The 13616-nt window shown below is 65.7% G+C and carries 13 protein-coding genes; all 13 read right to left on the reverse strand.

All coding sequences use genetic code 11. The features are described 5' to 3' along the window. Positions 1 to 22: 22 nt before the first annotated feature. Positions 23 to 1015, reverse strand: a complete 993-nt coding sequence (rfaD, locus tag HWX09_RS04210) for an ADP-glyceromanno-heptose 6-epimerase (protein WP_027783869.1) — start codon at positions 1013 to 1015, stop codon at positions 23 to 25. A 63-nt stretch (positions 1016 to 1078) separates the two neighbouring features. Next, a complete protein-coding gene (rfaE1, locus tag HWX09_RS04215; protein WP_051421387.1) occupies positions 1079 to 2029 on the reverse strand; it encodes a D-glycero-beta-D-manno-heptose-7-phosphate kinase in 951 nt (316 codons plus the stop codon). 6 nt (positions 2030 to 2035) lie between these two features. Continuing rightward, positions 2036 to 3436 (reverse strand): UDP-glucose/GDP-mannose dehydrogenase family protein, encoded by a 1401-nt coding sequence (locus HWX09_RS04220; protein ID WP_027783868.1) that lies wholly within the window; start codon positions 3434 to 3436, stop codon positions 2036 to 2038. Positions 3437 to 3526: 90 nt separating this feature from the next. Further along, positions 3527 to 4699, reverse strand: a complete 1173-nt coding sequence (gene lapB / locus HWX09_RS04225; RefSeq protein ID WP_027783867.1) for a lipopolysaccharide assembly protein LapB — start codon at positions 4697 to 4699, stop codon at positions 3527 to 3529. A 53-nt stretch (positions 4700 to 4752) separates the two neighbouring features. Then, positions 4753 to 5046: a LapA family protein gene (locus HWX09_RS04230; RefSeq protein ID WP_012328123.1), complete on the reverse strand. Its 294-nt coding sequence runs from the start codon at positions 5044 to 5046 to the stop codon at positions 4753 to 4755. Between the two features lie 209 nt (positions 5047 to 5255). Further along, complete coding sequence (locus HWX09_RS04235; RefSeq protein WP_006486894.1) at positions 5256 to 5579, reverse strand: integration host factor subunit beta; 324 nt, start codon at positions 5577 to 5579, stop codon at positions 5256 to 5258. A 22-nt stretch (positions 5580 to 5601) separates the two neighbouring features. Beyond that, complete coding sequence (gene rpsA, locus HWX09_RS04240; protein ID WP_306427307.1) at positions 5602 to 7332, reverse strand: 30S ribosomal protein S1; 1731 nt, start codon at positions 7330 to 7332, stop codon at positions 5602 to 5604. Between the two features lie 123 nt (positions 7333 to 7455). Next, on the reverse strand, positions 7456 to 8142 hold the full coding sequence (gene cmk, locus HWX09_RS04245) for a (d)CMP kinase (RefSeq protein ID WP_006476573.1): 687 nt from the start codon (positions 8140 to 8142) through the stop codon (positions 7456 to 7458). Between the two features lie 13 nt (positions 8143 to 8155). Then, positions 8156 to 9460: a 3-phosphoshikimate 1-carboxyvinyltransferase gene (gene aroA, locus HWX09_RS04250; RefSeq protein WP_027783865.1), complete on the reverse strand. Its 1305-nt coding sequence runs from the start codon at positions 9458 to 9460 to the stop codon at positions 8156 to 8158. 13 nt (positions 9461 to 9473) lie between these two features. Further along, on the reverse strand, positions 9474 to 10400 hold the full coding sequence (locus tag HWX09_RS04255; protein ID WP_027783864.1) for a prephenate dehydrogenase/arogenate dehydrogenase family protein: 927 nt from the start codon (positions 10398 to 10400) through the stop codon (positions 9474 to 9476). Between the two features lie 186 nt (positions 10401 to 10586). Continuing rightward, positions 10587 to 11669, reverse strand: coding sequence for a prephenate dehydratase (gene pheA / locus HWX09_RS04260; RefSeq protein WP_027783863.1), 1083 nt, complete (start codon positions 11667 to 11669; stop codon positions 10587 to 10589). 33 nt (positions 11670 to 11702) lie between these two features. Next, the gene (serC, locus tag HWX09_RS04265; protein WP_027783862.1) at positions 11703 to 12785 is read right to left on the reverse strand and encodes a 3-phosphoserine/phosphohydroxythreonine transaminase; all 1083 of its coding nucleotides are present in this window, start codon (positions 12783 to 12785) and stop codon (positions 11703 to 11705) included. A 155-nt stretch (positions 12786 to 12940) separates the two neighbouring features. Continuing rightward, positions 12941 to 13540: a DUF2059 domain-containing protein gene (locus tag HWX09_RS04270; RefSeq protein ID WP_027783861.1), complete on the reverse strand. Its 600-nt coding sequence runs from the start codon at positions 13538 to 13540 to the stop codon at positions 12941 to 12943. Positions 13541 to 13616 lie beyond the last annotated feature (76 nt).

Here is a 13616-nt window from a genome sequence, read left to right on the forward strand (position 1 = left end):
TCTATCGATGCAACGCGCCGGTTTAAACCTGGCCGGATAGCCAACGGACGTAGCGGTCGACGCCTTCCTGCACGGTCAGGAACGGTGCGTCGTAGCCGGCCGCGCGCAGTTTCGTCTGGTCGGCCTGGGTGAAGCACTGGTACTTGCCGCGCAGCGCATCGGGGAACGGCACGTATTCGATCAACCCCTGCTCGACCTGCTGCGCGAGCGTCAGCGGCGGCTGGTTGTCGAGCGCGCGCAGCGTGTTCACGACCGTCGACGCGATATCGTTGAACGGTTGCGCCCGGCCCGTGCCGAGATTGAAGATGCCCGACTTCTCCGGATGATCGAAGAAGAACAGGTTCACCTTGGTCACGTCCTCGACGGACACGAAATCGCGCGTCTGCTCGCCCGGCGCATAACCGTTGTACTCGCCGAACAGCTTCACCTTGCCTTCGGCGCGGAACTGGTTGAAGTTGTGGAAGGCGACCGACGCCATGCGGCCCTTGTGCGTCTCGCGCGGGCCGTACACGTTGAAATAGCGGAAGCCCGCGATCTGGCTCTTCGCGCTCGGCAGCACGCGGCGGATCACCTGGTCGAACAGGAACTTCGAATAGCCGTACACGTTCAGCGGCGCCTCGACGTCGCGCTCCTCGACGAAACGCGTCGAGCCGCCGTAGATCGCGGCCGACGATGCATACAGGAACTGCGTGCCCCGCGCGAGGCAGGTATCGAGCACCGCGCGGCTGTAGCGGAAGTTGTTGTCCATCATGTAGCGGCCGTCGGTTTCCATCGTGTCCGAACAGGCGCCTTCATGAAATACCGCGCGTACCTTGCCGAAATCGCCGCGCGCGAAGCGTTCGACGAATTCGGTCTTGTCGAGATAATCGTCGATCTCGCAGTCGACGAGATTGCGGAACTTGTCCGCGCGCGTCAGGTTGTCGACCGCGATGATGCGCGTCTCGCCGCGCTCGTTGAGCGCCTTGACGATGTTCGCGCCGATAAAACCGGCCGCGCCGGTGACGATGAGGGTCATGATCGTCCTGCCTGAAAAGTGCGAGCCACTCGTGCGGCGCGCTCGTCGCGCCGCCGAATGCACTCAGTGAAACAGTTCGTCGTAGTCCACCGTGGCCGTGCCGAGCTTGCCGACCACGATGCCTGCCGCGCGATTCGCGAGCACCACGGCGTCGACGAGCGGTACCCCGGCGCCGAGCATCGTCGCGACCGTCGCGATCACGGTGTCACCCGCGCCCGACACGTCGAACACTTCGCGCGCGAGCGCCGGCGCATGCAGTTCGCCGCCCGCGGAAAAGAGCGTCATGCCCTCTTCCGAACGCGTGAGCAGCAACGCGTCGATGCCGAGCTCCGCACGCAGATTCGCGACGCGCGCGCGCAGGTCGTCTTCCGATTTCCACTGCCCGATCACCTCGCGCAGTTCGGCGCGATTCGGCGTGATCAGCGATGCGCCGCGATAGCGTGCCCAGTCGTCGCCCTTCGGGTCGACCAGAACCGCCTTGCCGGCCGCACGCGCCTTCTCGATCATCGTCGTGACGTGGGTGAGGCCGCCTTTCGCGTAATCCGACATCAGCACGACGTCGTGCTGCGGCAGCAGCGCATCGAAGCGCGCGAGCCCCGCGAGCAGCACCTCGTGCGTCGGCATCGCCTCGAAGTCGACGCGCAGCAGCTGCTGCTGGCGCGCGAGCACGCGCAGCTTGATCGTGGTCGGCAAGGCCGGATCGCGCTCGAGATGGGGTGTCACGCCGCTGCTGCCGAGCAGCTCGACGATCCGCTCGCCGGGCTCGTCGCAACCGACCACGCACAGCAGCCCAGCCTGGCCGCCGAGCGTCACGGCATTGCGCGCGACGTTGGCCGCGCCGCCGAGCCGCTCCTCCTGACGCTGCACGTGCACGACCGGCACCGGCGCTTCAGGCGAAATGCGATCGACGTTGCCGAACCAGTAGCGGTCGAGCATCACGTCGCCGACGACGAGCACACGCGAGCGCGCAAGTTGCTCGCGCGGCACCGGAACGATTTCGCGAAGAGTATTCATCGTACGTTAGCCACGGGAGAACGACTGGGGATCGACATACGGCCGGCCGATCGCGTAGTAGTCGATGCCCAGTTCGGCCATCGCGTCCGGCTCGTACAGGTTGCGCCCGTCGAAGATCACCGGCGCCTTGAGTTCGGCCTTCAGGCGCGTGAAATCGGGGCTGCGGAATTCCTTCCACTCGGTCACGATCACGAGTGCGTCCGCGCCCGTGACCGCGACGTCCTGCGTGTCGACGAGATGCAGTCGCGCCAGCACGTCCGCATCGTCGCCGAAATCCAGCGCGAACACGCGCCGCGCTTCGTCGACGGCGACCGGATCGTAGGCGCGCACGGTCGCACCGCGTGCGAGCAGCGCGGCGATCAGGCGGCGGCTGGGCGCCTCGCGCATGTCGTCGGTGTTCGGCTTGAACGCCAGGCCCCAGACCGCGAACTCGCGCCCGGTCAGGTCGGCGCCGAAGCGCTGCTCGATCTTGCCGATCAGCACGTCCTTCTGGGCATGGTTGGCGGCCTCGACGGCCTCCAGGATGCGCAGCGGCTGGCCGTTCTCGCCCGCGGTGCGGATCAGCGCCTGCACGTCCTTCGGGAAGCACGAGCCGCCGTAGCCGACGCCGGCGTACAGGAAGTGATAGCCGATGCGCGGATCGGAGCCGATTCCGCGGCGCACGGCCTCGATGTCGGCGCCGACCTTGTCGGCGAGATTCGACATCTCGTTCATGAACGAGATGCGCGTCGCGAGCATCGCGTTCGCCGCATATTTCGCGAATTCGGCCGAACGCACGTCCATGTAGATCGTGCGCTCGTGGTTGCGGTTGAACGGCGCATAGAGCTTCTTCATCTTCTCGCGCGCGATCGTGCCCGTCTCGTCGTCGTCGACGCCGATGATGATCCGGTCCGGGCGCATGAAGTCCTCGACCGCCGCGCCTTCCTTCAGGAATTCCGGGTTCGACACGACCGAGAAGCGATGCGCGACGCTGCCCGCGAGCCCGCGTGCGGCAAGCGCCTCGTCGACCACGCCGTGCACGCGCCGCGCGGTGCCGACCGGCACCGTCGACTTGTCGACGATCACCTTGAAGCCCGTCATGTGGCGGCCGATGTTGCGCGCGGCCTCGAGCACGTACTGCAGGTCGGCCGAGCCGTCCTCGTCGGGCGGCGTGCCGACCGCGATGAACTGGATCTCGCCGTGCGCGACGCTCGCCTCGATGTCGGTCGAGAAGCGCAGGCGCCCCGCCGTGCGGTTGCGCGCGATGATGTCGAGCAGCCCCGGTTCGTGAATCGGCATCCCGCCGTTGTTCAGGATGTCGATCTTGCGCGGATCGACGTCGAGACAAAAGACGTCGTGACCGATCTCCGCGAGGCAGGCGCCCGTGACGAGGCCGACATAGCCGGTGCCGATGATGGTGATTTTCATAGATGTTCCGGTACTTCCCGGTAATTGACTAACTTGGCCGCCGGGACGAGCCCGGCGGCAACCGCGGCGCGTCGGCTCCGCGTGCCGGGATCAGCCCGGCATCGCAGGTTCGACGCGGCGCGGCGCATAGGTTTCCCAGCCGCTGCATCCGGGGCACTGCCAGTAGAAGAGCCGTGCCCGGAAACCGCAATTCTGGCACGTATACCGTGGCAGATTTTTCGTGCGCTGCTTGATCAGCGCAAGCATCATTTCAAGTTCCTTACGGCGCGGTTCCTCGGCCGCCGCGATCTGCGCATCGAGCAGGTGCAGCATCCCCGACAGGTTCGGCGACTTTTCCATCTGCGTGCGCGCGAGCGTGTGCGCCGCATCCTGGCCGCGCAGCCCCGCGATATGCTGATAGGCGATGTCGAGCAGGTCGTTCGACGGATAACGATCGACGTACCCCATCAGCAGCTCGGCGCCTTCGACGTTCCTGCCGAGCGCGACGTACGCCTTCATCAGCTTGTCGGCCACGAGCGGCAGATAGGCCGGATTCTGCGCTTCGACGCGCTTCCAGTGCTCGATCGCGGCCGCGTGGTCGCCCGCCGCTTCCGCCGCGTCGCCGGACAGAATCGTCGCACGGACGTTCTGCGGATTCACGGTCAGCGCGAGCCGCAGTTGCTCCGCGGCCGCGGCTGCATTCTTGCGCTGCAGTGCGTCCTGCGCGAGTTCGCAGTGAAACTGCGCGATTTCGATGCCGAGCGGCTTGTCGCTCATCGACTCGATACGCTTCGCCGTATCGATCGACTTGTTCCAGTCCTTCTCGATCTCGTAGATCGTCAGCAGCGCCCGCTGTGCGCCGAGCGCGTAGTCGCCGTCCGCGAGCTTGTGGAATGCTTCTTCCGCGCGATCCAGCAAGCCGGCTTTCAGGAAATCCTGGCCCAGTTCGTACAGCGCGTGGTCGCGCTCGTTGACCGGCAGGTCGGTGCGGCTCAGCAGGTTCTGGTGCACGCGGATCGCGCGGTCGGTCTCGCCGCGACGGCGAAACAGGTTGCCGAGCGCGAAGTGCAGCTCGACCGTTTCGGGATCGAGCTTGGCCACCTCGATGAACGCATCGATCGCCTTGTCGGGTTGTTCGTTCAACAGAAAATTCAGGCCGCGAAAATACGAACGCGGCAGGTTGGCACTCTCCGACAGGAGATTCTTCAGGTCATAGCGTGACGCCGCCCAACCGAGCGCGAATGCGACCGGAATCGCGAGCAACCACCAGAAATCCAGATCCATGCGAAATATCGAAGCAGAGACGAAAACCGCGCGATGATCGCGCGGCGTCCGGGTTAAATGACGGGCGGCATCGGCGGCTGGTCGATGACGGCAGGCGTTTCACGCGCCGCGCGCAGATCGCGCTTCAAACGCCCGTTTTCGAGGCGCAGACGAAAGATCGAAGGCAGCGCGGACAGCAGGCCGGCCAGCAGCCCCACGGCGAAGAATGCCAGGCCGATCAGGATCAGCGGCGCTTGCCATGCGTAGCCGGCAACGAAATTCAGCGTCGCGGTTTGCGTATTGGCCAGCGCAAGCACCAGCAGCAGGACGAACACCAATACCCGGATCAGCCAGACGATAAACTTCATGAAGCCCTCTCTTTGTTGAGGTTTGCCGCGGCGCGCGACTCCCCTTCGTCGCACCGAATCGACCCGTATTGTAAAGGAAGCGTTTCCGCGGCTGCGCACATCCTGTGCGCGGCGTTGCGCATCGGTTGCCGGAAATGAAAAAAGCGCCCGCAAGGGGCGCTTTTCTTTTCAGCCTTCGCCGGACAGGTTCCGGGCACACCGAACGACGCTCAACGCTCGTCGTCCGGATCGTCAGCCTTCAGCGGTTCACCGGCGCGGCCGTCGACGCGTTCACGCAATTCCTTGCCAGGTTTGAAGTGCGGCACGAACTTCTCGGGCACCTGCACTTTCTCCCCCGACTTCGGGTTGCGTCCGACGCGCGCCGGGCGACGATTGAGGCCAAAGCTGCCGAAACCCCGAATTTCAATGCGATGCCCTTTCGCCAGGGCGTCGGACATCGCATCGAGCATCGTTTTCACCGCGAAATCCGCATCCTTGAGGACAAGTTGCGGAAATCGCGATGCCAGCTGCGCGACCAACTCGGATTTGGTCATACTTCAGCAGACCTCGTAAGGCTTACTGGTTCTGGCCGTCGAGCTTCGCCTTCAGCAGCGCGCCGAGGTTGGTCGTACCGGTCGCAGCAGCGCTGGAGTCCGACTGCAGGCCACGGATCGCTTCCTGTTGTTCGGCCGAATCCTTCGCCTTGATCGACAGGTTGATGCCGCGCGACTTGCGATCGATGTTGATCACCATCGCGTTGACCTTGTCGCCTTCCTTCAGCACGTTGCGTGCGTCTTCGACGCGATCCTGCGAGATTTCCGACGCGCGCAGGTAGCCTTCGATGTCGCCCGTCAGCGTGATGACCGCACCCTTCGCATCGACCGTCTTCACGACGCCGTCGACGAGCGAGCCCTTGTCGTTCATTGCAACGTAGTTGCTGAACGGGTCGCCTTCGAGCTGCTTGATGCCGAGCGAAATACGCTCCTTCTCGACGTCGATACCGAGCACGATTGCTTCGACTTCGTCGCCCTTCTTGTACTTGCGAACGGCTTCTTCGCCGGCTTCGCTCCACGACAGGTCCGACAGGTGGACCAGGCCGTCGATGCCGCCCGGCAGACCGATGAACACGCCGAAGTCGGTGATCGACTTGATTGCGCCCGTGATCTTGTCGCCCTTCTTGAAGTTGCGGCTGAAGTCATCCCACGGATTCGGCTTGCACTGCTTCATGCCGAGGCTGATACGGCGGCGGTCTTCGTCGATCTCGAGGACCATGACTTCGACTTCGTCGCCCAGCTGGACAACCTTCGACGGCGCGACGTTCTTGTTGGTCCAGTCCATTTCCGACACGTGGACGAGGCCTTCGATGCCCGATTCCACTTCGACGAATGCGCCGTAGTCGGTGATGTTCGTGACCTTGCCGAACAGGCGCGTGCCCGACGGGTAACGGCGCGAGATGCCTTCCCACGGATCGTCGCCCAGTTGCTTGATGCCCAGCGAGACGCGGTTCTTCTCTTGGTCGAACTTGAGGATCTTCGCGGTGACTTCCTGGCCAACCGACAGGACTTCGCTCGGGTGACGCACACGACGCCATGCGATGTCGGTGATGTGCAGCAGGCCGTCGATGCCGCCGAGGTCGACGAACGCGCCGTAATCGGTGATGTTCTTGACCACGCCGTTGACGATCGCGCCTTCCTTCAGCGTCTCGAGCAGCTTCGCGCGCTCTTCGCCTTGCGTTGCTTCGATCACTGCACGACGCGACAGCACGACGTTGTTACGCTTGCGATCGAGCTTGATCACGCGGAACTCGAGCGTCTTGCCTTCGTACGGGGTCGTGTCCTTGACCGGACGCGTGTCGACCAGCGAACCCGGCAGGAACGCGCGGATGCCGTTGACCATCACGGTCATGCCGCCCTTCACCTTGCCGGTGATCGTGCCGGTGACGAGCTCGTTGTTGTCGAGCGCCTTTTCCAGCGACAGCCACGATGCAAGGCGCTTCGCCTTGTCGCGCGACAGGATCGTGTCGCCGTAGCCGTTTTCGAGTGCGTCGATCGCGACGGACACGAAATCGCCCGACTGCACCTCAACCTCGCCCTGATCGTTCAGGAATTCCTCGATCGGAATGTAAGCCTCGGACTTCAGGCCTGCATTGACGACCACGAAGTTGTGGTCGACGCGCACGACTTCGGCGGAAATCACTTCGCCGGCGCGCATGTCTTGGCGGGTCAGCGACTCTTCGAACAGAGCCGCAAAGGATTCGGTATTCGGGGTGGAGGTTTGCAGGTCGGACATAAAAATCTGATTGTGCATGGCTCGCTGTGCCACGCCGGCCGGAATGGCAGGCTGAAAGGGCCAGATCGAAGACCACACGGGGTTAAGGGTTCGAAACACGCTCCGCGCTCAGACGCGGAGCACCTACCGCTGCCCGCCTTCTCAGGCAGGCTGGCCGAGCGCCCGGTACCACTGCAGCACCTGATCGACGGCTTCATCGACCGAAAGTGCCGACGTATCGAGCAGCTTGGCATCTGCCGCAGGCTTCAGCGGCGCGGCCGCGCGATTGCTGTCGCGCGCGTCACGTTCACGAAGATCCCGGAGCAAGTCATCTATATTAGCAGAAAAACCTTTTTGCATCAATTGCTTATGCCGCCTGGTCGCGCGTGCCTCGGCGCTGGCCGTCAGGAACACCTTCAGCACGGCGTCCGGGAAGATCACGGTGCCCATGTCGCGCCCGTCCGCCACGAGGCCCGGCGTCTTGCGGAACGCGCGCTGACGCGCGACGAGCGCGGTGCGCACGGGGCCGTGCACGGCAATGGCCGACGCGCGGTTACCGACCGCTTCGGCACGAATGTCGTTCGACACGTCGACGCCGTCGAGCTGCGCGCAACCTTCGCGGAACGTGATGTGCAGATCGTCGATCAGCTTCACCAGCGCGTCGATGTCCTCCGCCGCGATGCCGTAGCGCACGCTCGCGAGCGCCGCGAGCCGGTACAGCGCGCCGCTGTCGAGCAGGTGGAAGCCGAGGTGGGCGGCGACGAGCGCCGCGACGGTGCCCTTGCCGGAAGCGGTCGGGCCGTCGATCGTGATGACGGGAGTCGGGTGAAAGGGTCGGGTCGATTTCATCGGAACAGTCGGCTCAGGCCTTGGCGAGCGCGGCGAAGCGGTCGAAATAGTCGGGGAACGTCTTGCCGACGCACTTCGGATCGTTGATCCGCACGGGCACGCCGCCCAGACTGACGAGCGAGAAGCACATCGCCATCCGGTGATCGTCGTACGTATCGATCGCCGCGTTCGGCGTGAGCGTTTCCGGCGGCGTGACGACGAGATAGTCGGGGCCTTCCTCGACGATCGCGCCGACCTTGCGCAGCTCGGTCGCCATCGCGGCGATGCGGTCCGTTTCCTTCACGCGCCAGCTCGCGATGTTGCGCAGCGTGCTCGTGCCGCTCGCGAACAGCGCCGCGACCGCGATGGTCATCGCCGCGTCGGGAATCAGGTTGAAGTCCATGTCGATCGGCTCGAGCTTGCCGTGATCGTGGCCGATGCCGCGCACGTCGATCCAGTCGTCGCCCATCGTCACGTTCGCGCCCATCTGCATCAGCGCGTTCGCGAAGCCGACGTCGCCCTGGATGCTCGCCCGTCCCACGCCCTCGACCCGCAGCGGGCCGCCGCCCAGCGCGCCGGCCGCGAGGAAGTACGACGCGGACGACGCGTCGCCCTCGACCATGATCCGCCCCGGCGAGCGGTAGCGGACGCCGGCCGGCACGACGAAGCGCTGCCAGCCGTCGCGCTCGACGGTCACGCCGAAGCGCTCCATCAGCCGGATCGTGATGTCGATGTACGGCTTCGAGATCAGCTCGCCGTCGACTTCGACAACGGTCCGGCCGTCCTTCGCCTTCACGAGCGGCAGCGTCATCAGCAGCGCGGTGAGGAACTGGCTCGACACGTCGCCGCGCACGCGGATCGGCGCATCGACCGAGATCGTCGCGGGCTTGATCCGCAGCGGCGGGTAGCCTTCGTTCAGCTCGTAGTCGATCTGCGCGCCGATCTGGCGCAAGCCGTCGACGAGATCGCCGATCGGCCGCTCGTGCATGCGCGGCACGCCGTGCACGCGGTAGTCGCCGCCGTTCACCGCGAGCGCGGCGGTCAGCGGCCGAACCGCCGTGCCGGCGTTGCCGAGGAACAGGTCGGCCGTCTTCGCGGTGAACGCGCCGCGCGTGCCGGCGACGACACAGGTGTCGCCGTCGCGCGCGAGCTTCACGCCGAGCTTGTCGAGTGCGTCGAGCATCACGCGCGTGTCGTCGGAGTCGAGCAGGTTGGTGATCGTCGTTTCGCCTTCGGCGAGCGCCGCGAGCAGCAGCACGCGGTTCGAAATGCTCTTCGAGCCGGGCAGGCGCACGGTGCCCGATGCGCTGGAGTACGGGCCGAGATCGAGGTAGTCCATGGGAATCGTCCTGTTATTTCTTGACCGGTTCGGCAGCGGGCGTGCCGCCGCGTTCCTGCCATGCCTTGCGCGCGGCGCGCGAGCGCGTGAATACGGCCTCGAGCGCCGCGCCGTCGCCGGCGTCGATCGCTGCGCGCAACCGCGTGAGCACGCGCGTGTAGCCGTCGAGTTCGTCGAGCAGCGCCGCGCGGTTCGCGACGCACACGTCGCGCCACATTTCCGGGTTCGACGCTGCGATGCGCGTGAAATCGCGAAAACCGCCGGCCGCGTACGAGAATTTCAGTTCCGCGTCGGCCTCGCCGAGAATCTGCTCGACGAGCGCGAACGACAGCACGTGCGGCAGATGGCTGATCGACGCGAATACGCGATCGTGCTGTTCGGTGCTCATCGTGCGCACGTCGGCGCCGGTCGCGCGCCACATCGCGTCGATCCGGGCCGCCGCTTCGGGTGCGTTCTCCGGCAGCGGGCACAGCACGACGTTGCGGCCGACGTAGAGGTCGGGCAACGCGGCCTCGACGCCGCTCGACTCGCGCCCGGCGATCGGATGACCGGGCACGAACTGCGCGATCCGCGCGCCGAGCGCGTCGCGCGCAGCCGCGACGACATCGGACTTGGTGCTGCCCGCATCGGTGACGATCGTCGCGCCGTCGAGCCACGGCGCGATGCGCGCGAGCAACGGGCCCGTCTGTGCGACGGGCGCGGCCAGCAAGACGAGATCGGCGCCGGCAAGGGCGTCGCGCACCTGCGCGTCGTCGTCGAGCGCCGCCGCGCGGTCGATCACGCCGAGCGCGCGCGCGCGCTCGACCGACGCACGCGAACGGCCCACGCCGACGATCTCGCCCGCGCCGCCCGGCGCGCGCTCGCGCAGCGCGCGGGCCAGCGATCCGCCGATCAGGCCGACGCCGAAGATGACCAGTTTGTTGAATGCAAAGCCTGACACGACAAGAGCCAAGTTACGCATGCGGAACGATGCCCCGCATGCGGAATTCCAGATTCCGGGCAACGGGCCCGCACCCGGCGCCACCTGCACCGGATACCGCCCGCACCCGCCTTCGGCAGCGCCGACCGGCCTGCCCTGCCCGCCCGGCCGCCACGCCTGCGCAAGCAGGCGATGGGCCGCCGCCCGTCAGCGTGCGCGTGGATACGAACCGAGTATCTTCAGGAACGCGGCCTTCTGGCCGAGTTCCGCCAGCGCGGCCGCCACCGCCGCATCGTCGCGATGCCCTTCGATGTCGATGTAGAAGTAGTACTCCCACGTGCCGACGCGCGCCGGACGCGACTCGAAGCGCGTCATCGACACGCCGTGCCGCGCGAGCGGCTCGAGCAGCTTGAACACGGCGCCCGGCTCGTTCTTCACCGACACGATCAGCGACGTCTGGTCGTGACCGCTCTGGCCGGCCGGCTGCTTGCCGACGATCACGAAGCGCGTGCGGTTGTGCGGATCGTCCTGGATCAGCGAGAACGCGATCTGCAGGCCGTAATGCGCGGCCGCGCGGTCGCCCGCGATCGCGGCGACGGTCGGATCGGCCGCTGCAAGGCGCGCGGCTTCCGCGTTGCTCGCCACGGCCTGCCGCTCGAGCTGCGGCGCATTCGCCGCGAGCCACTGCTGGCATTGCGCGAGCGCCTGCGCATGCGCGCAGACACGCTTCACGCCGTCGAGCGTACCGCTCTGCGTGAGCAGGTTGTGATGGATGGGTAGCGCGAGCTCGCCGCTGATCACCAGTTGGGTCTGCAGCAGCAGGTCGAGCGTGCGCGATACGGCGCCTTCGGTCGAATTCTCGACCGGCGCGATACCGAATGCGGACGCCCCGGCTTCGACCGAGCGGAACACCTCGTCGATCGACGGGCACGGCAGCCCTTCGATCGACTGGCCGAAATACTCGAGCATCGCCTGTTCGCTATACGTGCCGACCGGCCCGAGGAACGCGACGTGGATCGTCTGCTCGAGCGCGCGGCTCGCCGCCATGATCTCGCGCCAGATGGCGCTGATGTGCTCGCCCGCGAGCGGCCCGGCGCTCATGTCCTGCAGCCGCGCGATCACCTGCAGCTCGCGCTCCGGCCGGAACACCGGCGCATTGAAATGCTTCTTGACCTCGCCCACCTCCAGCGCCACCGCGGCGCGCTGGTTCAGGAGCGCGATCAGCTGCGCGTCGATCGCGTCGATGCGGTCGCGCAGCGGTTTCAGGCGGGAATTCAGTTCGTCGTCCATGCGTTTTGCCGTGCTGTTTGAACAGCGCCGCCGTCAGGCGCCGCGCTGCTCGAAATCCTTCATGTACTCGACCAGCGCCTTCACGCCCTCGAGCGGCACCGCGTTGTAGATCGACGCCCGCATGCCGCCGACGGACTTGTGGCCCTTCAGCTGCAGCAGCCCGCGCGCCTTTGCGCCGGCAAGGAAGTCTTCGTTGCGCGTTTCGTCGGCCAGGAAAAACGGCACGTTCATCCGCGAACGTGCTGCCGGCTCGACCTTGTTCAGATAGAAACTGCTCGCGTCGATCGTGTCGTAGAGCAGCTTCGATTTTTCGATATTGCGGGCCTCGATCGCTTCGAGGCCGCCCTGCCGCTTCAGCCACTGGAACACGAGGCCCGCGATGTAGATCGCGTAGGTGGGCGGCGTGTTGTACAGCGAGTTGTTCGCGGCGATGGTCTTCCATTCGAACGCGGACGGGCAGATCGACAGCGCGCGATCGAGCAGATCCTCGCGCACGATCACGACCGTCACGCCGGCCATCCCGATGTTCTTCTGCGCGCCGCCGAACAGCACGCCGTACTTCGCGACGTCCATCGGGCGCGACAGGATGTGCGACGAGACATCGGCGACCAGCGGCACGTCGCCGAGATCGGGGATCTCGAACGTCTCGACACCGTCGATCGTCTCGTTGGTGCACAGATGCACGTAGGCGGGATCGTCCGACAGTTGCCATTCGGCGTGCGCGGGCGCACGCGTGAAGCCGTCCTCCGTCTTGCCGGTCGCGGCCAGATGCGGCGTGCAGAACTTCTTCGCCTCGCCGAACGATTTCTGCGACCACGAACCCGTCACGACGAAGTCGGCCGTCTTGCGCGAGCCGAGCAGGTTCATCGGCACGATCGCGTTTTCCGCGATGCCGCCGCCCTGCAGGAACAGGATCCGGTGGCTCGCCGGCACGCCGAGCAGGTCGCGCAGGTCGGTCAGCGCGGCCTCGTGGATCGACATGAACTCCTTGCCGCGATGGCTCATCTCCATCACGCTCATGCCGCTGCCGTGCCAGTCGAGCATTTCGTCGGCGGCCTGCCGCAGCACTTCCTCGGGCATCGCCGCGGGGCCGGCGGAGAAATTAAAGACGCGCATCGTGAAAACCTCGGGAGGGACGCGACCGGCTCGCCGCCGGCAAAACGCGCCAGAAAAGAAATGGCCGCTTGCGCTCGCGCGCAAACGGCCATTATCGCACTGTCGTCAGGCTCCCGCCAAACCCGGCCGAACGGCCGGGGGCGTGCCCGGACAGCTTACTTGCCCGGCTTGACTGCTGCGACTTCCTTGTCAGCCTGCGTACGCGTTGCCTGGATCGCTTGCGGCATGTACTTCTGCATCAGGCCGTTGACCACGTCGCGGCCGACCTGATCCTGAACCTGGATGAACTTGCGGCCCGTCGGGCTCTTGTAGAACGTCGTCAGATCCTTGATCTCCGACGTGCTGTAGTACTTCGCGTATGCGTCGTACTGAGCCGACATCGCGTCGCTCTGGAACTGTTGCGTGCCGAACACCTTGCCTGCGCCGTCGACCAGCTTCGGCACCGCGTTCTTCTGCAGCGTCGGAACGGCAGCCTGCTTCTGCTTGTCGTTCAGCGACTTGTTTTCCGACAGCGCGTCCGACAGGATCGCCGGCACGAGCTGCTTGGCCTGCATTTCGGCGCTGTTGCCGATTGCCGACACGAGCTTCGGCGCGTCGATCGCGTCGAGCAGATCCTTGATCGCTGCCTTCTTGTCGGCGTCGATCGGCGCAGCTGCCGCCGGAGCAGCCGGTGCGGAATTCGACAGCGCCTGCGCCATCGCGAACGTCGGCACCAGTGCAGCCAGCAGAACCAGTTGCTTGAATTGCTTTTGCATCATCACTCCCTTTTGGAAATATGAATGGTTGCTCGCCGGCCGCGGCGCTTTTCGCCCGCGGCGGCCAGAGTCTCAT

The organism is Burkholderia sp. BCC1208, from assembly GCF_902833095.1.
Taxonomy (GTDB): domain Bacteria; phylum Pseudomonadota; class Gammaproteobacteria; order Burkholderiales; family Burkholderiaceae; genus Burkholderia.

What these genes read in the sequence shown, in the direction of transcription:
- lapB (WP_027783867.1), bottom strand. Translation starts at nt 4,699, where the DNA reads ATGGATCTGGATTTCTGGTGGTTGCTCGCGATTCCGGTCGCATTCGCG.
- aroA (WP_027783865.1), bottom strand. Translation starts at nt 9,460, where the DNA reads ATGGACTACCTCGATCTCGGCCCGTACTCCAGCGCATCGGGCACCGTG.
- rfaD (WP_027783869.1), bottom strand. Translation starts at nt 1,015, where the DNA reads ATGACCCTCATCGTCACCGGCGCGGCCGGTTTTATCGGCGCGAACATC.
- HWX09_RS04235 (WP_006486894.1), bottom strand. Translation starts at nt 5,579, where the DNA reads ATGACCAAATCCGAGTTGGTCGCGCAGCTGGCATCGCGATTTCCGCAA.
- cmk (WP_006476573.1), bottom strand. Translation starts at nt 8,142, where the DNA reads ATGAAATCGACCCGACCCTTTCACCCGACTCCCGTCATCACGATCGAC.
- HWX09_RS04220 (WP_027783868.1), bottom strand. Translation starts at nt 3,436, where the DNA reads ATGAAAATCACCATCATCGGCACCGGCTATGTCGGCCTCGTCACGGGC.
- serC (WP_027783862.1), bottom strand. Translation starts at nt 12,785, where the DNA reads ATGCGCGTCTTTAATTTCTCCGCCGGCCCCGCGGCGATGCCCGAGGAA.
- HWX09_RS04230 (WP_012328123.1), bottom strand. Translation starts at nt 5,046, where the DNA reads ATGAAGTTTATCGTCTGGCTGATCCGGGTATTGGTGTTCGTCCTGCTG.
- HWX09_RS04270 (WP_027783861.1), bottom strand. Translation starts at nt 13,540, where the DNA reads ATGCAAAAGCAATTCAAGCAACTGGTTCTGCTGGCTGCACTGGTGCCG.
- rfaE1 (WP_051421387.1), bottom strand. Translation starts at nt 2,029, where the DNA reads ATGAATACTCTTCGCGAAATCGTTCCGGTGCCGCGCGAGCAACTTGCG.
- rpsA (WP_306427307.1), bottom strand. Translation starts at nt 7,332, where the DNA reads ATGCACAATCAGATTTTTATGTCCGACCTGCAAACCTCCACCCCGAAT.
- pheA (WP_027783863.1), bottom strand. Translation starts at nt 11,669, where the DNA reads ATGGACGACGAACTGAATTCCCGCCTGAAACCGCTGCGCGACCGCATC.